Origin of the sequence: Phaeobacter sp. SYSU ZJ3003 (assembly GCF_041300735.1) — a bacterium.
Taxonomy (GTDB): domain Bacteria; phylum Pseudomonadota; class Alphaproteobacteria; order Rhodobacterales; family Rhodobacteraceae; genus Phycobacter; species Phycobacter gallaeciensis_A.
This window is the reverse complement of sequence record NZ_PXNU01000013.1, coordinates 1-19,862: the sequence shown is the minus strand read 5'-3', so window position 1 is coordinate 19,862 and position 19,862 is coordinate 1. Positions and strand designations below refer to the sequence as shown.

Sequence of the window (19,862 nt, the reverse complement as noted above, 5' to 3'; positions counted from 1 at the left end):
TATTTTGAACTGGATAACCGTTACAATGAAGCTGGACGACCGCGACCGCCGTATATTGACCCTGTTGCAGGAGGATTCGCGTATTTCCAATGCGGATCTGGCCGAGACGGTAGGCATGTCTCCTTCTGCCCTGTGGCGGCGGGTGCGCGCGCTGGAAGAGGCCGGTGTGATCGAACGCTATGGCGCGGTGGTGAATGCGGCGGCCATGGGGCTTGGCTTTCACGCCATGGTGCATGTGCAGCTGACGCGGCATGATCCGGAAAAGCTGAAGGAGTTCATCCGCGCGGTTGAGAACAATTCGCTGGTGCAGGAGTGTTTTGCGACCACCGGCCAGTCGGATTATCACCTGCGGGTTCTGGCGCCGGATCTGGAGGCCTATAACCGGTTTCTGGAGGAGTTCCTGTTCCGCCTGCCTGCGGTGGCCAGCGCCCAGACCAACGTGGTCCTGCGCACGATCAAGCGGGACAGACCGGTTGTCCCTTAGGCAGGTTGTGCCCTAGGTCGCGTATTTCAGCCAGGCGGCGGCCATGGCGATATAGGTCAGCTGGTGCAGCGCCTGATCGGTACCGGCAGCGCGCCAGAAAGCCGCCTGTTGCGGCGTCAGTTTCTTGCTGTCGGAATAGCGCGCCTTGCAGTAATCGATGTTGAAATGCACGATCCATTCCAGCACGCAGGTGATCAGGATGAACAGGACGGGCGCGCCCATCAGCACGAAGACCAGAATGGAACCCAGCGTGTGAACTCCGGCATGCTGCGCACGACCGCTGTGCAGGTATTCGCCGCGGCCCGACAGCATCTTTGGTGTCTGCAGAAAGAAATCTGCGAACATATGTTTGACCTGCATCAGGCAGAGCAGCAGCAATAATGTTCCGGTATGCTCCGGCAAAACAGTCCCCTGTCATCTATACTGTCCGGGAACCTTACGTTTTTTTGCGGCCATGGCAAATGCTGCGTGCCCTTGTGCCGCGACGACAGGCCAAAACGGGCTTTGGTGCAGTTGCCATTGCCTGTCACAGGTAAACCGCGCTAGGCATATGTTGTACCGAATTTCAGACGCCTATCCGGAGCTGTCTCATAGAACGTTCTTTGTTCCGTTTTATCTGGAAGTATTCCAAACGTGATCAGCTCGTGCTTCTGGTGGTCACGGCCTGCCTGTTTCCGCTTTTGTACCTGACGCTGGAACTGCCCAAGCGTATCATCAACGATGCGATTGGTGCCGAGACCGACACGATTGCGGTGTTGGGGTATTCCTTCGACAAGCTGACTTTCCTGTGGATCCTTTGCGTGGCCTTTCTGGTGTCGGTGCTGATGCACGGTCTGCTGAAAATGCGCATCAACACCATGAAGGGGGTTCTGGCCGAACGGATGCTGCGCCGGTTCCGCTATCAGCTGATCGCCCGCGTTTTGCGGTTCCCGCAGCCCTATTTCGAACGGGTCAGCCAGGGCGAACTGGTGTCGATGGTGACATCGGAATCCGAGCCGATGGGCGGTCTGATGGGCGATGCCGTCAGCCAGCCGGTGTTGCAGGCCGGGCAGATGCTGACCATCCTCTATTTCCTGTTTGTGCAAAGCTTCTGGTTCGGTCTGGCCGCCGTGGCACTGATCCCGCTTCAGGGTTGGTTGATCCCGATGCTGCAGCGGCGCATCAACCTTCTGAACAAGGAGCGCATCAAAGAGGTGCGGGCGCTGGCCTCGGAAATCGGCGAAAGCGCAGCAGGTGCCGCCACGCTGCGCATCAATGGCGGCTGGCGCTACCGGATGGCGGTGATCACCGACCGGCTGGGGCGGCTTTATGATATCCGTTTCGATATCTACCAGAAAAAATTCTTCATGAAGTTCCTCAACAACTTCATCACCCAGCTGACGCCATTCTTCTTTTACGCCGTGGGCGGCTTCCTGGTGCTGCAGGGCAAGGTATCACTGGGCGCGCTGGTGGCGGCGCTGGCGGCGTACAAGGATATCGCCTCGCCCTGGAAGGAACTGCTGACATATTACAACCAGACGCAGGACATGTCGCTGCGCTGGGAGGTGATCCTGGAACGTTTCGCGCCGCCGGGCATGGTCGATGAAGCGCTGATGACCGGCGAACCTGACGATATTCCGCGCCTCAAGGGCGATATCGAGCTGAAAGACGTCAGCGTGCGCGATGCCGATGGCAATCTCGTGCTGGAGGATCTGACCGCCACGCTGCCCGCCGGAAAGGTCATCGGCATTGCTGCCCCCTCCGAGGAAGACCGCCGCGCCATGGCCGAATTGCTGACCCGTGAAGTGCTGCCTGCGGCGGGCGCCGTGACGGTCGCAACCTTTGATCTGCGCGAGGTGCATCAGGCCATCGTTGCTTCGCGCATCGGTCATGCGACCTCGCGGCCGGTTCTGTTTCGGGGCTCTTTCGGGGACAACGTCATGATGCCGATGCGGCAGCGCCCGCAGGGTGAGGCCCGAGACATGTTGCAGCTGGATGCGGCGTTGAGGGCGGGCAACAGTCCCGACCCCTACGATGCGGCCTGGCTGGACCCATCGCTTGCGGGGTTCTCGACCGAGGCGGAATTGCGCGACTGGTGGGTGCAGCTGGTGTCGGGCATCGGCACCGATACCGCCCTGTTTCGGCGCGGCATGGACCAGAAATTCGACAGCAACGCGCATCCGCGCCTGACCGCCAGCCTGATCGATCTGCGGCCCAAGGTGCAGGCGGCCATTGAAAAGGCTGGACTGGAGGCGCAAGCGCATTTCTTTGCGCCCGACCGCTATAACCCGGCGCTGCCGGTGGCGGAAAACCTGCTGTATGCCACCCTGCGCGAGCCGATCACCGAAGCGGTGCTGAAACGCCACGTCAATTTTCTGGACCGGCTGCGCGAGCTGAAGCTGGACACCGACCTTGTGACGCTGACACAGGACGTGGTGGACATGCTGCGGCAGATCTTTGGTATCGATGGTACCGGCCATCCGCTGTTCCGCAAACTGGGGCTGGAACCGTCGGCCTATGAGGCGGCGCTGGCGCTGGTGGACAAGACCCGCAGCAAGGGCGTCGATGCGCTGGACCGGGACGAGCTGGCACAGATGCTGATCGTGCCCTTCAGCATCTCGGCCGAGCAGATCGGCCCGGCCTTCAGTCAGGAAATGCAGGACCGCATCCTGCAGTTCCGCCGCAGCCACGCGGACGAGCTGATGGAAACGCTTGAGGACATCTTTGTCCGTATCGACGACAGCAGCTTTGCTCCCGGTCTGACGGTGATGGAGAACGCCATGTTCGGCAAGATCTCCGACACTGCGGGCGCCCGAGGCGACGAGCTGCGCAAGCTGGTGTCGGACGTGCTGGTGGAAAATGGCACCCGCAACATGGTGGTCGAACTGATCTTTGATCTGCCGGTGGCGCTGGGCGGGCAGGGCTTGCCTGCCAGTTTTGCCGAACCGCTGGCCTTTGCCCGTGCGACGATCAAACGGCCCGATATCCTGATCCTGGAATCGGCGCTGGCGAGTTACGATCTGGAAACCCGCGTTTCGGTGCACAAGAACCTGCGCAAGCTGTTGCCGGAGACGACGCTGGTCTATCTCGACAGCGATTTCGAACGCTCCGAAGTCTTCGATGTTTTCTACCAGTTGCGCCAGGGGCGGCTGGTCAGCGACCAGATGCAGGAGGTCGCCGTGGCCGACAGCGCCGCCAGCCAAGATCTGGCGCGCAAACTGCGGGCGCTGGAACAATCCGAGCTTTTCTCAGGTCTCAACCGGCGCCAGCTGCGGCTGCTGGCCTTTGGCGCGCGCTGGTACGAGGCCAAGGCGGGCGATGCGGTTTTTTTGAAAGACGACGATGCCAGCGACGGTGCCTATATGATCACCGAAGGCGAAGCGGGGCTGTTCCTGCCACAGGATGGCGAAGAGGACCGGTTGATTGCCACGGTTGGCCCGGGGCGGCTGGTCGGGGAACTGGGGCTGATCCGCAAGGAGCCCCGTGCGCTCAGCATGATCGCGCAGACGGATCTGACCTGTCTGCGTATCGGCGAGGAAGAGTTCCTCGCCGTGGTGGAAAACGACGCCGCGACGGCCTTTAAGCTGTTGCAGGTGGTGGCCGGCTACGTGTCGAGCTGATCTGACGAAGACAACCAACAAGACGGGAAGAATAGAATGAAACTGCTGCGATATCGCGTGGGAGACACTGTGCGTCCGGGGATGCTGGCGGCCGATGGAACGGTCCGCGATCTGTCGGATCATGTAGAGGATATCACAGGCGCAACCCTGGATGATGCCGCCCTGGCGAAGCTGGCGGCACTGGATGTGGCGGCCCTACCCGTGGTCGAAGGCAATGTGGACCTGGCGCCCTGCGTCGGCGGCGTGGGCAAGTTCCTCTGCATTGGTCTCAACTATTCGGACCACGCCGAAGAGGCCGGGATGTCGATCCCGGAACATCCGATCCTGTTCATGAAAGCGACCTCGGCCATTGTTGGGCCCAATGACGATGTGGTGCTGCCGCGCGGCTCGGTCGCTGGCGACTGGGAGGTCGAACTGGGCGTGGTGATCGGCAAGACCGCCAAATACGTGAGCGAAGAAGACGCGCTGGATTATGTGGCCGGGTATTGCGTGGTCAACGATGTCTCTGAGCGGGATTTCCAGATCAAGCTGACCGGACAATGGACCAAGGGAAAAAGCTGCGACACCTTTGGTCCGATCGGTCCCTGGCTGGTGAGCCGGGACGAGGTTGCCGATCCGCAGAACCTGTCGCTGTCCTGCGATGTGAACGGTCAGCGCATGCAAAGTGGCACCACCGGCAAGATGATCTTCTCGGTGGCGGAAATCATTGCCCACCTCAGCCAGTTGATGACCCTGCATCCGGGCGATGTGATCGCGACAGGAACCCCGCCGGGCGTCGGCATGGGGATCAAGCCTGATCCGATCTATCTGAAACCGGGTGACGTGATGGAGCTGGAAATCGAAGGTCTGGGCCGTCAACGGCAGACCGTGCGTGCGGACGACTGATCCGGGCGTTCTGAAAAACCACCATTGAAAGGCAGGCGGGGCACTCCCGCCTGGCTTCGGCCATTCAGGGAATGCCCTGTGCCAGTTGGGCGTGGCGCGGCGAAGCCGCGCCACGCCCAAAGCGTGTCTGGGGCTTTGCCGCAGGCAAGGGACCTGACAGGCACGGGAGCACCCGCGTCCTTGTCGAACGGGGTCAGGTGCCGTGGGTCTCAAACCCAGCGGGTTTGATCCGGTGTAGTCTTGGACTGGAGACGTCTGTGGGCCGCTCGGTGCCGGGCGCAGTGGGTGCTTATTCCGGGCCGCAGAACTGGCGGTAGAGCAGCGCGATGATCTCTTCGGTGTTCCGGTCTTTCAGGGAATAGAAGATCGTCTTGCCGTCGCGGCGGGTTTCGACCAGCCCCTCGTCGCGCAGTCGCGCCAGCATCTGGCTGACGGCGGCCTGGCGCATATTCAGCAGCGCTTCCAATTCGCCGACGGATTTCTCACCGGTGCCGAGATGGCACAGGATCATCAACCGCCCTTCATGGGCCAGCGTCTTGAGGAAAGACGCGGCATCGGCGGCGCGCTGGGCCATGTCGATCGGGGTATCCGGCGACATCGTATCGGGATGCTGAATGGTCACGTGTCCGGGGTCCTGCGATAAATGATGGACCGTATAATGCCCCATTTTGTCCCTGTTGCACAAGCACCGATGAAACAGAGTCACTCGGGCAGCGGCGGGGCGCCTCCGGCAAAGGAATTTCCCTTGGCATAGTCGCAGGGCGCCTCTTGCATGTTGAGGTGCAGATCATCACCCGTAAAGGGATTGGCGCGGGCCAGGTCCTCGTCCACCTCGATGCCCAGACCGGGGGCCTCGGGCGGCCGGATGAAGCCTTCTTCGACGCGGATCGCTCCTTTGATCAGGGCGTCGTGGAAGGGGGTTTCGATGGTTTCGGCCATCAGGATATTCGGAATCGAGGCCGCCAGATGGATATTCGCGGCCCATTCCACCGGCCCAGCATAAAGATGCGGCGCCATCTGCGCGTTGAAGGCCTCGGCTATGGCGGCAACCTTCTTCATCTCCCAGATGCCGCCGGCCCGTCCCAGCGCCGGTTGCAGGATCTCGGCAGCGCCCGCACGCAACACCGCGCCAAACTCGGCCTTGGTGGTCAGCCGCTCGCCGGTGGCAACCGGGATGCGCACCTGCCGGGCGACGCGGGCCATGTCCTCGATATTGTCAGGGGGGGTGGGTTCTTCGAACCACAGCGGCGCATAGGGCTCCAGCGCCTGGCCCAGCCGTACGGCGCCTGCGGTCGAGAACTGGCCATGGGTGCCGAACAGCAGATCCGCACGGTCGCCGACCGCCTCCCGGATCGCCTTGCAAAAGGCGACCGACTGGCTGATGTCGCGCATCGCGGGCATATGGCCGCCGCGCATCGTATAGGGGCCTGCGGGGTCGAATTTCACCGCCGTATAGCCCCTCAGCACCATTTCGGTGGCGCTTTCGGCGGCCATATCGGGCGAGGTCCAGAAGGCGGCGATGTCGTGATGGGGCAGCGGATAAAGATAGGTATAGGCGCGGATGCGATCGTTCATCCGCCCGCCGAGCAGTGCGTGCACCGGGCGGTCCCTGTCCTTGCCCAGAATGTCCCAGCAGGCGATTTCCAAGCCGGAAAAGGCCCCCATGACCGTCAGATCGGGACGCTGGGTAAAACCCGAGGAATAGGCGCGGCGGAACATCAGCTCGATGTTTTCCGGATTCTCGCCCGCCATATGCCGGTCAAAGACATCGCGGATCACATGGGTCATGGCGTCCGGCCCGATCGAGGCGGCATAGCATTCGCCCCAGCCGGTGACCCCGGTGTCTGTGGTGACCTTAACGAGGATCCAATAGCGTCCACCCCAACCCGGGGCAGGCGGTGCGGTGACGATGATGTCGAGGTTCTGCAGCTTCATGGGAGGGCTCCTTTGGGCTGCGGCAGCCGTTAGTGGTTGAAGAGGATGACGTTGCGCCGGGCTGAGCCGGTCTTGGTATCGGCGATGGCCTCGTTGATCTGGTCAAGGCGCCAGCGGCCGGAGATCAGCTCGTCCAGTTTGAGCCGCCCCTGATCGTAAAGGTCGATCATCCAGGGGATATCGCGCTGGATCACCACATCGCCCATCTTGGAGCCGACCATGCCCTGACCGATGGCGGCCATTACGACGGGCTCGTATTCCGCCTTTTGGCCGGAATGCGGCATGCCGATCATCACCGCCTTGCCGCCCCTTCCCAGATAGCGCACGGCCTGATCATAGGCGGGGATGGCGCCTACAGTGACCAGCACCGCATCGGCCCCCTTGCCGCCAAGCGCTTTGTAAGCGGCGCGCCAGGGTGAGGCCTGGCTGCCGAGCACCCCGTGGGTGGCGCCGAATTCCTTGGCAACCTCCAGCTTTTCCTCGCTCATGTCGACGGCGACAATGCGGCGGGCGCCTGCGATACGGGCGCCCTGAATGGCGTTGAGGCCAACGCCGCCAGCGCCGATTACCACCACGTCCTGCCCAGGGCGCAGACCGGCGGCATTGACCGCGGCACCAACGCCGGTGATCACCCCGCAGGAAATCAGCGAGGCGACATCCTTGGCCATGGTGTCGGGGATCTTCACGATCTGGCGCTGATCGACCACCACCTTTTCGGCGAAGGCACCGCAAGCCATGGCTTGTTCCAGCGGGCCGCCATCGGCGGTGGCGAGGGGGCCGTTTTTGACCCCGTCATAGGGCGTTTCGCAGATCGTCGGCTTGCCTCCTGCGCAGCTGGGGCAGGTGCCGCAGGCGCGAATCAGGGTGACGACAACGCTGTCTCCCTCTTCAAATCCGTTGACGCCGCCGCCAACCGCGCTGATCGTTCCGGCCGCCTCGTGGCCATAGACGGCAGGCAGGTGACCACCCCAGGCGCCTTCGGCATAGGAAATATCGCTGTGGCAGATGGCCACCGCATCCAGCGTCACCTCGACCTCGCCCATGCGCGGGGCGGCCAGCTGAATCTCCTCGATCACAAGCGGACTGCCGAAGGCGTGGCAGACGGCGGCTTTGATGGTTTGCATGGTGCGTTCTCCCCGTTGGCCCGTGTTTTTTAGACCGTGCATTTTCCGCACGGTGACCCGGACGGTTGATTGTCGCAAGAGGAGAGTTGAAGGGGAGATTGCACGTTTACGTAGGGGAACGGCTGGCGCGCAAGAACAGCAGACACCCACCCAGCATCAGTACCAGCGCCAGCAGGAACGGCGCCCCCGGCAGGTAGATGGCGGCCTCGGCGCGGGTGAAATGGGCAAAGGTTAGCGTCATCATCATCGGAGAGATGATCATCGACAGGGCGTGCACGGCGGTCATCACCCCCTGTAGCTCCCCCTGTTGGTTGTCGTCCACCGCGCGGGACATGATCCCCTGCAATGCGGGCTGCACCACCGCGCCAAGGGCCGAGACCGGGATCAGCGCAAGCGCCAGCGACCCGCTGGTGATGAAGGCGAGAATGCCAAAGGCGACAAAGTCGAAGATCTGCCCCCAAAGCACGGTGCGTCGCTCGCCGAACCAGCGCACGCAGTGGCGCAAAAGCCAGCCCTGCACCAGCGCCATCGAGACGCCGTAGATGGCCAGTGACACGCCGATGACCTTGGTGTCCCAGCCAAACCGTTCGGCGGTGAAATAGGACCAGATCGACGGGTAAACGTAGATCGCCACGGAATAGAGGAAATAAACCCACAGAAGGTTGGCAATACCAGGAATGCGGGCCATGGCGCGAAAGGCGCCAAAGGGGTTGGCGCGGCGCCAGTCAAAGGCGCGGCGGGTCTTGTCGGTGACCGTTTCCCGCATCACGAACCAGCCAAGGGCAAAGTTCAGCGCCGACAGGGCGGCGGCGGCATAAAAGGGTGCCCGGGTGCCCATCTCGCCAAGCAGACCACCAATCAGCGGACCCAGCACGAAACCAGCGCCAAAGCCCGCGCCCAAGAGGCCAAAATTCGCAGCCTTTTCATGCGGCTTCGAGATATCGGCGATATAGGCGCCTGCGGTGGAATGGGTGGCGGCGGTGATACCGCCGATAAGACGCCCCGCCAGCAGCAGCCACAGCGACCCGGCCAATGCCATCACCAGATAATCCAGCGCCATCACGAAGAGTGACACCAGCAACACCGGACGGCGGCCAATGGCATCTGACAGGGACCCCAGCACCGGGCTGAACAGGAATTGCATCACGGCAAAGACGGTGCTGAGAACGCCGCCCCAGATGGCCGCATCTGCCAGCGATCCGCCCTGCACCTCGACAATCAGGCTGGGCATGATCGGCATGATCAGACCGATGCCCATGGCGTCGATCATCACGGTCAGCAGAACAAAGACCAGCGGCAGGCGCATCAGAAGGGCACCGCCCCGCGTCTGTTGTGCCTGCGTTTCATGAACGCGGGCACAGCCTCTGCCAAACCGTCTTTCCTGCGCCGCATTCTGATGTCTCTTTGCCGGTTAAGTCTCGCTGCAGATTTCGGCGGCTTTTTCGGCAAAACGCAAGGCTTCCGCCGGGGCATGTCCCAGTTGCCGGGCTGGATCAAACAGCGCCTCAGTATCCAGATCGGCAAAGGTGCGCGCTGCAAGGGTGCTGAGTGGCGTTGCGGTCTCGTTGGCCTCCAGGCAGAGCTTTTTCACGGCGGCCTGCGCCTCCGGTCGGGGCATTGTGGCGGCGAGGTTAAAGCTCAGCGCCTCGGCGTGGATCATGTCCAGGCCGCTGGCGAGTGCAGCGCCCATGGCATCGGCGTTGGGGGTGATCCCAGCGCTCAGATCCTTGGCCATGGCGGCGGCGCTTGCGGTGCCCAGCACGATCTGTGGCAGGCACATCCATTCGGTGAACCAGGCGGCACCGTCGCGCTGATGCTGCTGCATGGCGGCGCCGTGCAGGACCGATAGAAGCCCCGATCCCTGCCGCGCCAGCGCCACCAGCGCCGAAGGCGCAACCGGGTTCTGTTTCTGCGGCATGGTCGATGAGGCGCCCGCTCCGCCAAGGCGGATTTCCTGAATGCCGGTCTGCACCAGCGCGATGCAATCCTCGCCCATCTTGCCAAGCGCAAGGTTCACCCGCACCAGCCAGTCAGTGAGGCGCAGCACCGGGGTGCGGTCGCTGTGCCAGCTGCGTCCGGGATCGCCCAGAGACAGGCCTTCGGCTAGGGCAGTGCGGATCTGCGGCGCCTCGGGCCCCAGCGCCCCGGCGGTTCCGGCAGCACCAGAGAGTGAGACCAGCAGGCAAGACTGGCGCAAGGTGGGCAGCTCTTCAAGAAGCGCGATCAGTGGCGCCCCCCAGGCGGAGACCACGGCGCCAAAACTGGTCGGGGTGGCATGCTGGCCATAGGTGCGGGCGGGCATCGGCAGCTCGGCATGGTCTTTGGCCAGCCGGGCCAGTGCCGTCAGCGCTGCTTTCAAATCGGTTTCAACCGCCGTTAGAACCTGCCGCAGTCGCAGCATCAGGCCGGTGTCCATGATATCCTGCGAGGTGGCACCCCAATGCACGTATTGCGCATGTTCCGGCGCGTTCATCTCGCTGCGGAGGGCGGCGACCAGCGCGGGCACCGGCACGCCGTTCTGTCCGGTCGCCTTGCGCAGCGCACCGGGATCCAAAGCGACTTCCATCACCGCTCGCTGGATGGCGGCGGCGCTGTCGGCGGGGATTACGCCCGCCGCGCCCTGGGCCTTGGCCAGCGCACCCTCGACCAGCAGCATGGCGCGGATTTCGGCGCTGTCGCTGAACAGGCGCGCAGCATCGCCCGCCGGGAAAAGATCGCCATAAAGCTGGCTGTCAAAGACCGATCCGGCCATGTCAGAGATCCTTTTCGATCTGGGTGAGCAGATCCGCCAGCGCATCCGGCGCGGCGAAGAACGGGGAATGAGAGGTCTGCATCACATGCACGCTGCCCTTGGGCCAGTCCTTGACCATATCGGCCTGATATTCCGGCGGAATGGTCTGGTCATTTGCACAGCGGATATAGGCCTTGGGCGTACCGTCCCAGTTGGCGCCCAGGGTCAGCGGCGTGTCCTGCGGACGGATCGCCTGCGGGCAGAGACGCTCCAGCGCATAATCCACCGCCTCTTGCGGGCAGTCGTGGTAGAACAGGCGCGGCACCTCGGCCGGGTCTACTGTGTAGCTGTTGCTAGCTTCGTCTTTGATCGCCGCATGGGCCAGCGTCTGGCGCGGGCCGCGCTTGCGCATGTCGATCATGGAAAGGCCCGAGACTGGCACATAGGCGCAGAGATAGATCAGCCCGCGCTGGCGGCTGGGGTCCTTTTCTGCGGCGGCCGAGATCGGAAAACCCGCCCAGGAATGGCCCAGCACGATGGTGTCCGGCCCCGCGTTCATCAGGATTGCCTCGGCGGTTTCCTCCAGCGTGACGCTGGTCAGGTCGCGCCCGTCGTTGTGGCCGGGCAGGTCGATGGCGCGGGCGGTATGGCCGCGCGCCTCAAGCGCCGGGATCAGATCGCGCCAGCACCAGGCGCCGTGGCAGGATCCGTGGATCAGCAGAAAGTCAGCCAATGTGTCCGATCTCCTTGAGGAAGGTGGTCAGCCGTTCGGTGTATTCATCGGGCTTTTCGACGCAAGGGATGTGGCCCGCGCGGCGGATCAGGTGGAATTGCGATCCGGGGATCAGATCGACGGTTTCGCGCACCAGATCGGGCGGGGTAGAGCCATCCTCAGCCCCGGCAAAGCCAAGGCAGGGCAGGCGCAAGCCGCTGGTGGGGGTGTAGAAATCGGTGCCCGCGATGGCGGCGCAGCAGCCCGCATAGCCCGCGCGCGATTGCTGCACCAGCATGTTGCGCCAGAGGGTGAGTTCGGGCGTGGCGCGGAAATCCTTGCCGAACCAGCGCTCCATCACGTTGTCGGCCATGGGTTCGATGCCCTGTTCCTCGACCGCCTTGATCCGCTCCTGCCACATCTCGGCGGTGCCGATCTTGGCGGCGGTGTTCGACAGCACCAGCGCGCGCACCTGATCGAGGCGTTTGACCGCCAGCCCCTGGGCGATCATGCCGCCGATGGACAGGCCCACAAAAACGCAATCGCGCACATTGAGATGATCCAGGAGCCGCTCGGCATCGCGCACCAGTGCGCCCATGGAATAAGGGGCGGGCGGCACCGAGGACAGCCCGTGGCCGCGCTTGTCATAGCGGATCACCTTCAGACCCGCAGGCAGGCGTTCGACCACCGCGTCCCAGACCCTGAGGTCGGTGCCTAGAGAGTTGGCAAAAACGATGGGCGCGCCGTCCGGATCGCCGTCGACACGGTAGTGCAGCTGGACATCGCCCAGATCCGCGATTTGCATGATATCTCTCCCCGTCACGTTTGCGGCGCACCATATCCGCGAAGGCACGGGAAGGTAAAGCAAAGGTCGGGGAGGGACGGGTGCCGCCTTAGGCGTGCTGCTCCAGTGCGCGGATGAACATCGCGGGATCCACATTGCCGCCGGTGGCCACGGCGATCACCGCATCGCCTTGGATCTCATCCCCGTGGAACAGTGCCGCGGCAAGGGCAGCAGCGCCGCCCGGCTCGACAACGATCTTCAGCCGCAGGAAGGCCAGCGCCATGGCGCGCAGGGCTTCGTCCTCGGTGATGACAATGCCGGGGCCGCAAAGGCGCGACAGGATGGGAAAGGTGATTTCCCCCGGTGCAGGCGTCAGGATAGCATCGCAGATGGAGCCGGAGGTGGCGGGATTGCTTTCGACCTGCCCGCTTGAGAGTGACCGGGCCACGTCATCAAAGCCTTCGGGTTCGGCGGGACGTACCCGCAGGCCGGGCGCGCGGGCCTCCAGCGCCAGCGCCACGCCGCCGGTCAGACCGCCGCCACCGCAGCAGACCAGCACATCGCCCGAGGTGACGCCTTCGGCAGCGGCCTGCTCGGCGATCTCCAGACCAACGGTGCCCTGACCCGCGATCACCTGCGGGTCGTCGTAGGGTTTGACCAGCGTCAGGCCGCGGGTCTTCTCGTAATGCGCGCCGATCTCTTCGCGGCTTTCACCTGCACGGTCATAAAGAACTACCTCGGCGCCAAGGGCGCGGGTATTGTCGATCTTCAGCTGCGGCGCATCAGAGGGCATGATGATAACGGCAGGGACGCCATGGGCCTGCGCGGCGGCTGCGACACCCTGCGCATGATTGCCACTGGAATAGGCCAAAACGCCACGTTTGCGGGTGTCCTCGTCCATTGCCGAGAGCGCTGCCCAGCCGCCCCGGAACTTGAACGATCCAGTGTGTTGCAGACACTCGGGTTTGACCAGCAGGCGACGGCCCGCAACCTCGTCGAGGAAGGGCGAGGAGAGCAGCGGTGTCTTGCGGGCGTGGCCGTCAAGCCGCCGGGCAGCGGCTTCGATCATGGAAATGGAAGTCATCAAATCTGGTCCAATACGGAATGAATAAGGGTGAGGGCAGCCGGTTCGTCCAGAAACGGGACATGGCCGCGATTGTCCAGCTCTACCGCCTGCAAGGCAGGCAGGCGGCGCTGCATTTCAAGATAGGTCTCATGGCTAAGCACATCGGAATTGGCGCCCCGGATCACGCCGCAGGGCAGCCCTTCAAGCGCCATGAACAGCGGCCAAAGATCGGGGGGCGGGCCAGCCTTGGCCTGCTCAAGCAGCGCATCGCGCAGGCGTGGATCATAGCGCAGGGAAAGGCCCTCCGGCGTTTCGTCGTAGAAGACCTCCACCTCTTCACGCCAGCGGGCGGGCGGCACGTCGGGGAAGGCGGGTGCCATCAAAGCCGCCAGAGTTTGCGCAGCCTTATCATAGGTTTTTGCAGCGGGGCGGCGACCGACGTATTCCATGATGCGGGCAATGCCACCTTGAGGGATTTCCGGTCCCACATCGTTCAGCACCACGGCGCTAAGGCGGTCCTTTGCGGTGGCGGCCAGCACCATGGCCACCATTCCCCCACGTGAGGTGCCGAGGATCGCCGCCTGTTCCAGGCCCAGGTGATCCATCAGTTCGGTCACATCCTGCGCCTCGCGCATGACGTTGTAATTGGCGATCTTAGGGTCGGGGTCCGATTGCCCGCGCCCGCGCGCGTCCAGCGTGATCATCCGGTAGCGTGCGCCATGTGGTGCAAAATACCGAAAGTCCTGCCCATCGCGGGTAAGGCCCGGCAGGCAGATCAGCGGCAGGGCCTGACCCTGCGCGCTGTCGGTGTAGTGGAGCGACAGCCCATCCGAAGTGGTGAAAAATGGCATCGGTGCGAAGTGCTCCTTTGGGATTGAGGGGATCAGCCCTTGGCGATGTCCGGGATCGTGGTGAGATCATTCAGCACGTGCTGCGGCGTCCAGGGCAGGCGGTCCATCGGCTCTCCGGCGCGGTTAACCCAGACGGTTTCGAAGCCGTAGCCGCTGGCTGCTGCGGCGTCCCAGCCGTTGGAGGAGACGAAGAGCACCTCGGACGAAGCGCAGTCAAAGCGTTTGCCGACCAGATCGTAGACGCTGGAATGCGGCTTGAAGACGCCGACGCTTTCGACCGACAGGAGATCGTCCAGAACCGCGCCCACTCCGGCGGATTGCACGCATCCTTCAAGCATCCCGGGCGAGCCGTTGGACAGGATGGCCGTGTTGAAACCGGCCTCTTTCAGCGCGGTGAGCATGGCGGGCACCTCGGGGTAGGCTTGAAGTTCCCAGTAGAGCGCCAGCAGACGCTCGCGCAGGGCGTCATCTCCGGCCAGACCGCCGGCCTCCAGCGACCAGTCCAGCCCGTTCTGGGTGACCTCCCAGAAATCGGTATGGGCGCCTGTCACCGCACGCAGCCAGGTATATTGGATCTGCTTCTGGCGCCAGTTGGCGGCGAGGGTTGCCCATGTGCCCTGAAGCTGCGGGAAGTCCGGCTCGGCCGCGGCCTGCCGGGCGGCGGCGGCAACATCGAACAGGGTGCCATAGGCGTCGAATACACAGGTGGTGATGGGCATGAGATCCTCCGTTGCCGCGACTTTGTCATAGGAGGCAGCTTGGAACAAAGCGGGAAGTTGTACCTGTCACAATTGCGCGAGGGTGCCCGGATGGCGGTCAAATATTGTCTCTGCTGCGGTCCGGGCCGTGGGTTTACATCACAAACAGGTCCTGTAGGGTCCGGCCCTTTAGATTCTGAACACGAACTGGAGGTCACATGACCGAGGTAAAGAATGGCGACACCGTGCGCATCCACTACACGGGCCGACTGACGGATGGGACCGTCTTTGACAGCTCCGAAGGGCGTGATCCGCTGGAGTTCACCGTTGGCGCCGGTCACGTGATCGGCGGCATGGATGCCGGTCTGCCGGGCATGGTCGCGGGCGACAAGAAGACGCTCGAGATCGCCTGTGATGACGCATACGGTCCGTCCAACCCTGACGCACGTCAGGCGATCCCGCGCGAAGGTATTCCGGATGACATTCCGCTGGAGCCGGGCACGCAGCTGCAGATGCAGACCCCGGAAGGCCAGGTCCTGCCGGTAACCGTGGTCGAAGCGGACGAAGCGACGGTTACGCTTGATGCCAACCATCCGCTGGCGGGCAAGGATTTGATTTTCGATATCGAGCTGGTGTCGATTAACTGATCTGCGAATTATTCTGCAAGGCGGGGTTCTCCCGCCCGAAAAGGCCGGATCCCAGATCCGGCCTTTTCCGTTGGGCCCGTTCCGTCGGAGTGGCGCCGCTGCGCGGCGCGAAGGACGGCTGAGAGGCGCCAAAGGGAGGGCTTTGCCCCTCCTTTGGGCGCCAGAGCCAGTTTGTGTGCGGCCAGAGCCGCCTCAAGGGCAAGCCGCACCTAGGGTGCGGCGGCTGCGCCGCCCTTGACCCGGCTCCGGCCAAAGGGGGGATGGGCGTTTCGCTTTCTCTACTTGCATGGGCATGAAACTGCGGCTTTGCTGGCCGAGGGGCAAAACAGGGAGACATATGGCATGGCTGCAACGGAGCTTATCCGGGCACTGGACCTTGAGGTGCCGATCTTTCAGGCGCCGATGGCGGGGGTCAGCTCTCCTGCCATGGCGGCGGCGGTCAGCAATGCAGGCGGGCTTGGCGCGCTGGGCATCGGCGCCTCTGGAGTGGCGCAAGCGCGGGAGATGATCCAGCAGACGCGGGCGCTGACTGCGCGGCCATTCAACGTCAATGTTTTCTGCCACCAGCCCGCTGTGCCGGATCCGGCGCGGGAGGCGGCCTGGCTGGATCTGCTCGCCCCGGTCTTTGCCCGGTTCGATGCAGTGCCGCCCGCGGCCTTGAGCGAAATATATACCAGCTTTGTGGTGGACAGGGACATGCAGAAGATGCTGCTGGCAGAGCGCCCGGCGGTGGTCAGCTTTCATTTCGGCCTGCCTGCGCCGGATTTGATGCTGGCACTGAAAGAGGCGGGAATCTTTCTGATGGCGAGTGCCACATCGTTGGCGGAAGCGCGTGCGATCCGCGACGCCGGGGTGCAGGCGGTGGTGGCCCAGGGCTGGGAGGCGGGCGGTCATCGCGGCATCTTCGACCCCGCGGCCCCGGATGAAAGGTTGAGTGCCCTTGATCTGACGCGGCTGCTGGTGGCGGAGGTTGACCTGCCGGTGGTGACAGCAGGCGGGCTGATGACGGGGGGCGATATCGCAGCGGCGCTGCGTTTGGGAGCCTCGGCGGCGCAGCTGGGCACCGCCTTCATCGATTGTAGCGAAAGCCTGGCAGATGGTGCGTACCGCGCCCGGCTGCATTCGAAAGCGGCAGAGGCCACGCAGATGACAGCAGCGATTTCAGGCCGCCCGGCCCGTTGCCTCGCCAACGATTTCACCGCATGGGCGGCAGAGCACGCAGACGCGGCTGTTCCGGACTATCCGATCGCCTATGATGCGGGAAAGGCGCTGAATGCGGTTGCCAAATCTGCCGGGGCCTCCGGGTTTGGCGCGCAATGGGCAGGCCAAGGCGCGCCGCGCGTCCGCAGCGGTTCGGCGTCGGATATCATGGCAGCGCTGATTGCCGAATGGCGGGTGGCCACGGCATAGTTCCGCGAGGGCGCAACAGAGCGCGGTCCGCGCGCCGGTGTAACGAGCAGATGGAGGGTATGAGATGAGCACGCGAATGGAGGATCTGCTGGCCCGGATGCGGGAGCTGCAGGACGAGCTGGAGGACGAAATTGCCGACAAGCGCGCCGCGTTTCAGTACAAACTGGAGAACGGCCGCATCGTCTGGGAGGAAGAGGCCCGCCGTCGTCACCGGGCTTTGCGGGTGCGCTGGCTACGCTTTCTTGCCTACACACGGCCTATGGTGCTGATCACCGCGCCTTTCATCTATGCGCTGATCGTGCCCTTCGTGCTGCTGGACCTCTTCGTGCTTGTCTATCAGGCCGCCTGTTTCCCGGTTTACGGCATCCCAAAGGTGCCGAGGCGCGATTTTATCCGGATGGACCGGCACCATCTGGCCTATCTTAACGGGGTGCAGAAACTGAATTGCATCTACTGCGGGTATTGCAACGGGGTGATCGCCTGGGTGCGTGAAGTTGCCAGCCGCACCGAAGCCTATTGGTGCCCGATCAAGCATGCCGCGCGGGTTGCAGGGGCCCACGCGCGCTATGCCGAGTTTTCCGAATTCGGAGATGGCGAGGGGTTCGAGGCAGGATTGGCGCGCTCCCGCCGTAAGGTTCAAGAGAAGGATGGCCCGGACGAGGCTGACGGAGGGTGAGCCGTTTGGGATCGCGCCTGCCATAAAAGAAAAACGGGCGTCCGGTGAGGGCGCCCGTTTTTCCATTTTGAAGGATGCAGCTTGTGGGAAACTTAGAGGTTTTCCTGCTGCGGCATACCAAGAATATGAAAGCCACCATCGACACGGATGACCTCACCCGTTGTATAGGCGCCCGCATCCGAGGCCAGATATACGGCGGTGCCGCCCACAGCTTCAAGCGTTGCGTTTGACCGCAAGGGCGCGTTCTGTTCGGTGTGCTTGTAGGTCTTGCGCGCCCCGCCAATAGCGGCGCCGGCGAGGGTCTTCATCGGGCCGGGCGAGATCGCGTTGACGCGGATGCCATCGGGGCCAAGGTCATTGGCCAGATAGCGGGTGGCGCTTTCCAATGCGGCCTTGGCAACGCCCATCACGTTGTAGTTCGGGGTCACCCGGTTGGAGCCGCCATAGGTCAGCGTCAGCAGGGTGCCACCGTTCTCCTCCATCATCGGATAGGCGCGGCGCGCCACCTCGATGAAGGAATAGGCGGAGATATCCATGGAGTTCTTGAAGTTCGCACGGCTGGTGTTGATGAACCGGCCGGTCAGCTCTGTCTTGTCCGAATAGGCAATCGCGTGCACCACAAAATCGATCGTCGGCCAGCGCGCTGCGAGCTGTTCGAATGCGGTGTCGAGCGAGGCATCGTCGGTCACATCCACATCAACCATGAAATCGCTGCCGACAGAGGCCGCGAGCGGTTCCAGCCGCTTGCCAAAGGCTTCACCCTGATAGGTGAAGGCCAGCTCGGCTCCGGCCTCGTGCATCGCCTTGGCGATGCCCCAGGCGATGGAACGTTCGTTGGCCACGCCCATGATCAGGCCCCGTTTGCCGGTCAATACTCCAGACATGACGCGCTTATCCCTTGTACTTGCTCAGAACCATGGAGCCGTTGGTGCCCCCAAACCCAAAACTGTTGGTCATCACGCTGTCCAGACCGGCGTTCTCCACATAGGAGGTGGCGATTTCGCCCTCTTCAATGCCTTCGGACAGGGTTTCGACGTTGATCGACGGGGTGATGAAATCGTTTTCCAGCATCAGAAGGCAGAAGATCGCCTCCATCGCTCCGGCAGCCCCCTGCGCGTGGCCGGTCATCGACTTGGTCGAGGAAATCGGCGGCACCTGGCCTGCGCCAAAGACGCGGCGGGCAGCTTCGACTTCGCCGAGGTCGCCGACCGGGGTCGAGGTGCCATGGGCGTTGATATAGGAGACCTTGCGACCCTCGGGCAGGGTGGACAGGGCCAGACGCATGGCGCGCTCGCCGCCTTCACCGCTGGGGGCAACCATGTCGTGCCCGTCCGAGGTTGCGGCAAAACCGGTGACCTCGGCATAGATCTTGGCGCCGCGGGCCAGCGCGTGATCGAGATCTTCCAGCACGACGATGCCGCCGCCGCCGGTGATCACGAAACCATCGCGGTTCTGGTCAAAGGCGCGCGAGGCCTTTTCGGGCGTGTCGTTGTATTTCGAAGACATCGCGCCCATCGCGTCGAACAGGCAGGACAGGGTCCAGTCCAGCTCTTCGGCGCCGCCTGCGAACATCACGTCCTGCTTGCCCATCATGATCTGCTCGGCGGCGCTGCCGATGCAGTGCAGCGAAGTGGAGCAGGCCGAGGTGATGGAATAGTTGATGCCCTTGATCTTGAACGCGGTCGACAGGTTCGCGGAGATCGTGGACGACATGCATTTCGGCACCGCGAACGGCCCGATCCGCTTGGTCGCGCCGGTTTTCAGAACGGTCTGATGCGCGGCCAGCAGGGACGAGGTCGACGGTCCGCCGGACCCTGCAATGAGACCGGTGCGGTCGTTGACGATCTGATCTTCGGAAAGGCCGGAATCGGCAATCGCCTGGCTCATGGCGATATGGGCATATGCGGCTCCCGGCCCCATGAAGCGCAGGGTGCGCTTGTCCACATGTTCGGCAGGATCGATTTTCAGCGTGCCGGCCACCTGGCTGCGAAAGCCGTGTTCGGCCATTTCGGGGCTGGCTACGATACCGGATTTCCCGGCCTTGAGCGATGCAAGAACCTCTTCGGCTGTGTTGCCGATCGAGGAGACGATGCCAAGACCGGTGACGACGACGCGACGCATAGGTGCACTCCCTTAATAGCTTTTGTCTTACTAGGCCGTGCAGGGCGTGGGTGCAAGATGGGTTGGGGGGGAGCTAGGGTCAGGATTCATAACCAAAAGATGACGAGAGCCGCGAGCGCGATGGCAGAGAGAAACACCT

General features: G+C 63.2%; 19 protein-coding genes. 6 read left to right on the top strand and 13 right to left on the bottom strand.

What is annotated here, in order from left to right; translation table 11 throughout:
* The first annotated feature begins 25 nt into the window (after positions 1 to 25).
* Complete coding sequence (locus C6W91_RS05990; RefSeq protein WP_274829522.1) at positions 26 to 484, top strand: Lrp/AsnC family transcriptional regulator; 459 nt, start codon at positions 26 to 28, stop codon at positions 482 to 484.
* Positions 485 to 496: 12 nt separating this feature from the next.
* Here the strand turns inward: C6W91_RS05990 and C6W91_RS05985 are convergent, their stop codons facing one another.
* Positions 497 to 844, bottom strand: a complete 348-nt coding sequence (locus C6W91_RS05985; RefSeq protein WP_065273682.1) for a DUF3307 domain-containing protein — start codon at positions 842 to 844, stop codon at positions 497 to 499.
* A gap of 242 nt (positions 845 to 1,086) precedes the next feature.
* Between C6W91_RS05985 and C6W91_RS05980 the strand changes: the two genes are divergently transcribed.
* Positions 1,087 to 4,083 (top strand): ABC transporter transmembrane domain-containing protein, encoded by a 2,997-nt coding sequence (locus C6W91_RS05980; RefSeq protein ID WP_370570554.1) that lies wholly within the window; start codon positions 1,087 to 1,089, stop codon positions 4,081 to 4,083.
* A 36-nt stretch (positions 4,084 to 4,119) separates the two neighbouring features.
* Positions 4,120 to 4,968 (top strand): fumarylacetoacetate hydrolase family protein, encoded by an 849-nt coding sequence (locus C6W91_RS05975; protein WP_274831555.1) that lies wholly within the window; start codon positions 4,120 to 4,122, stop codon positions 4,966 to 4,968.
* A 289-nt stretch (positions 4,969 to 5,257) separates the two neighbouring features.
* Here C6W91_RS05975 and C6W91_RS05970 read toward each other — a convergent pair whose 3' ends face one another.
* From C6W91_RS05970 to C6W91_RS05925, 10 genes are all read right to left on the bottom strand, one after another.
* Positions 5,258 to 5,566 carry a metalloregulator ArsR/SmtB family transcription factor gene (locus tag C6W91_RS05970; protein ID WP_335645308.1) on the bottom strand — a complete coding sequence of 103 codons (309 nt, stop codon included), beginning with the start codon at positions 5,564 to 5,566 and terminating at the stop codon, positions 5,258 to 5,260.
* Between the two features lie 104 nt (positions 5,567 to 5,670).
* Positions 5,671 to 6,903, bottom strand: a complete 1,233-nt coding sequence (locus tag C6W91_RS05965; RefSeq protein ID WP_370570553.1) for a mandelate racemase/muconate lactonizing enzyme family protein — start codon at positions 6,901 to 6,903, stop codon at positions 5,671 to 5,673.
* A gap of 29 nt (positions 6,904 to 6,932) precedes the next feature.
* Entirely contained in the window at positions 6,933 to 8,027 is a 1,095-nt protein-coding gene (locus tag C6W91_RS05960; RefSeq protein WP_370570552.1) for a Zn-dependent alcohol dehydrogenase, read from the bottom strand.
* Between the two features lie 106 nt (positions 8,028 to 8,133).
* Positions 8,134 to 9,333 carry a TCR/Tet family MFS transporter gene (locus tag C6W91_RS05955; RefSeq protein WP_370570551.1) on the bottom strand — a complete coding sequence of 400 codons (1,200 nt, stop codon included), beginning with the start codon at positions 9,331 to 9,333 and terminating at the stop codon, positions 8,134 to 8,136.
* A gap of 105 nt (positions 9,334 to 9,438) precedes the next feature.
* Positions 9,439 to 10,779, bottom strand: a complete 1,341-nt coding sequence (locus tag C6W91_RS05950) for a lyase family protein (protein ID WP_370570550.1) — start codon at positions 10,777 to 10,779, stop codon at positions 9,439 to 9,441.
* 1 nt (position 10,780) lies between these two features.
* Entirely contained in the window at positions 10,781 to 11,491 is a 711-nt protein-coding gene (locus tag C6W91_RS05945) for an alpha/beta fold hydrolase (RefSeq protein ID WP_370570549.1), read from the bottom strand.
* Positions 11,484 to 12,275 carry a 3-oxoadipate enol-lactonase gene (gene pcaD / locus C6W91_RS05940; protein ID WP_370570548.1) on the bottom strand — a complete coding sequence of 264 codons (792 nt, stop codon included), beginning with the start codon at positions 12,273 to 12,275 and terminating at the stop codon, positions 11,484 to 11,486. Before pcaD ends, C6W91_RS05945 begins: the two co-directional genes overlap by 8 nt.
* Before the next feature lie 88 nt (positions 12,276 to 12,363).
* Positions 12,364 to 13,338: a threonine/serine dehydratase gene (locus tag C6W91_RS05935; protein WP_370570546.1), complete on the bottom strand. Its 975-nt coding sequence runs from the start codon at positions 13,336 to 13,338 to the stop codon at positions 12,364 to 12,366.
* Positions 13,338 to 14,171 (bottom strand): alpha/beta fold hydrolase, encoded by an 834-nt coding sequence (locus C6W91_RS05930; protein WP_370570545.1) that lies wholly within the window; start codon positions 14,169 to 14,171, stop codon positions 13,338 to 13,340. The genes C6W91_RS05935 and C6W91_RS05930 overlap by 1 nt, the downstream gene beginning before the upstream one ends.
* Positions 14,172 to 14,203: 32 nt before the next feature.
* A complete protein-coding gene (locus C6W91_RS05925; RefSeq protein WP_370570544.1) occupies positions 14,204 to 14,890 on the bottom strand; it encodes a haloacid dehalogenase type II in 687 nt (228 codons plus the stop codon).
* 197 nt (positions 14,891 to 15,087) lie between these two features.
* On the opposite strand from C6W91_RS05925, the gene C6W91_RS05920 reads away from it, so the two are divergent.
* The 3 genes from C6W91_RS05920 (at position 15,088) to C6W91_RS05910 (ending at position 17,602) form a co-directional block, all read left to right on the top strand.
* The gene (locus tag C6W91_RS05920; RefSeq protein WP_065272312.1) at positions 15,088 to 15,516 is read left to right on the top strand and encodes a peptidylprolyl isomerase; all 429 of its coding nucleotides are present in this window, start codon (positions 15,088 to 15,090) and stop codon (positions 15,514 to 15,516) included.
* 342 nt (positions 15,517 to 15,858) lie between these two features.
* Positions 15,859 to 16,926, top strand: coding sequence for an NAD(P)H-dependent flavin oxidoreductase (locus C6W91_RS05915; protein ID WP_370570543.1), 1,068 nt, complete (start codon positions 15,859 to 15,861; stop codon positions 16,924 to 16,926).
* 64 nt (positions 16,927 to 16,990) lie between these two features.
* Positions 16,991 to 17,602: a hypothetical protein gene (locus C6W91_RS05910; RefSeq protein ID WP_065272314.1), complete on the top strand. Its 612-nt coding sequence runs from the start codon at positions 16,991 to 16,993 to the stop codon at positions 17,600 to 17,602.
* A 92-nt stretch (positions 17,603 to 17,694) separates the two neighbouring features.
* Here the strand turns inward: C6W91_RS05910 and C6W91_RS05905 are convergent, their stop codons facing one another.
* Positions 17,695 to 18,486 (bottom strand): enoyl-ACP reductase, encoded by a 792-nt coding sequence (locus C6W91_RS05905; RefSeq protein WP_065272315.1) that lies wholly within the window; start codon positions 18,484 to 18,486, stop codon positions 17,695 to 17,697.
* A 7-nt stretch (positions 18,487 to 18,493) separates the two neighbouring features.
* Positions 18,494 to 19,723: a beta-ketoacyl-ACP synthase I gene (fabB, locus tag C6W91_RS05900; RefSeq protein ID WP_370570542.1), complete on the bottom strand. Its 1,230-nt coding sequence runs from the start codon at positions 19,721 to 19,723 to the stop codon at positions 18,494 to 18,496.
* Between the last annotated feature and the right edge of the window lie 139 nt (positions 19,724 to 19,862).

Coding starts and splice junctions, on each gene's coding strand:
- C6W91_RS05915 (WP_370570543.1), top strand. CDS start 15,859: ATGGCTGCAACGGAGCTTATCCGGGCACTGGACCTTGAGGTGCCGATC.
- C6W91_RS05975 (WP_274831555.1), top strand. CDS start 4,120: ATGAAACTGCTGCGATATCGCGTGGGAGACACTGTGCGTCCGGGGATG.
- C6W91_RS05925 (WP_370570544.1), bottom strand. CDS start 14,890: ATGCCCATCACCACCTGTGTATTCGACGCCTATGGCACCCTGTTCGAT.
- C6W91_RS05990 (WP_274829522.1), top strand. CDS start 26: ATGAAGCTGGACGACCGCGACCGCCGTATATTGACCCTGTTGCAGGAG.
- C6W91_RS05920 (WP_065272312.1), top strand. CDS start 15,088: ATGACCGAGGTAAAGAATGGCGACACCGTGCGCATCCACTACACGGGC.
- pcaD (WP_370570548.1), bottom strand. CDS start 12,275: ATGCAAATCGCGGATCTGGGCGATGTCCAGCTGCACTACCGTGTCGAC.
- C6W91_RS05930 (WP_370570545.1), bottom strand. CDS start 14,171: ATGCCATTTTTCACCACTTCGGATGGGCTGTCGCTCCACTACACCGAC.
- C6W91_RS05905 (WP_065272315.1), bottom strand. CDS start 18,486: ATGTCTGGAGTATTGACCGGCAAACGGGGCCTGATCATGGGCGTGGCC.
- C6W91_RS05935 (WP_370570546.1), bottom strand. CDS start 13,338: ATGACTTCCATTTCCATGATCGAAGCCGCTGCCCGGCGGCTTGACGGC.
- C6W91_RS05955 (WP_370570551.1), bottom strand. CDS start 9,333: ATGCGCCTGCCGCTGGTCTTTGTTCTGCTGACCGTGATGATCGACGCC.
- C6W91_RS05960 (WP_370570552.1), bottom strand. CDS start 8,027: ATGCAAACCATCAAAGCCGCCGTCTGCCACGCCTTCGGCAGTCCGCTT.
- C6W91_RS05970 (WP_335645308.1), bottom strand. CDS start 5,566: ATGTCGCCGGATACCCCGATCGACATGGCCCAGCGCGCCGCCGATGCC.
- C6W91_RS05985 (WP_065273682.1), bottom strand. CDS start 844: ATGCAGGTCAAACATATGTTCGCAGATTTCTTTCTGCAGACACCAAAG.
- C6W91_RS05950 (WP_370570550.1), bottom strand. CDS start 10,779: ATGGCCGGATCGGTCTTTGACAGCCAGCTTTATGGCGATCTTTTCCCG.
- C6W91_RS05965 (WP_370570553.1), bottom strand. CDS start 6,903: ATGAAGCTGCAGAACCTCGACATCATCGTCACCGCACCGCCTGCCCCG.
- fabB (WP_370570542.1), bottom strand. CDS start 19,723: ATGCGTCGCGTCGTCGTCACCGGTCTTGGCATCGTCTCCTCGATCGGC.
- C6W91_RS05910 (WP_065272314.1), top strand. CDS start 16,991: ATGAGCACGCGAATGGAGGATCTGCTGGCCCGGATGCGGGAGCTGCAG.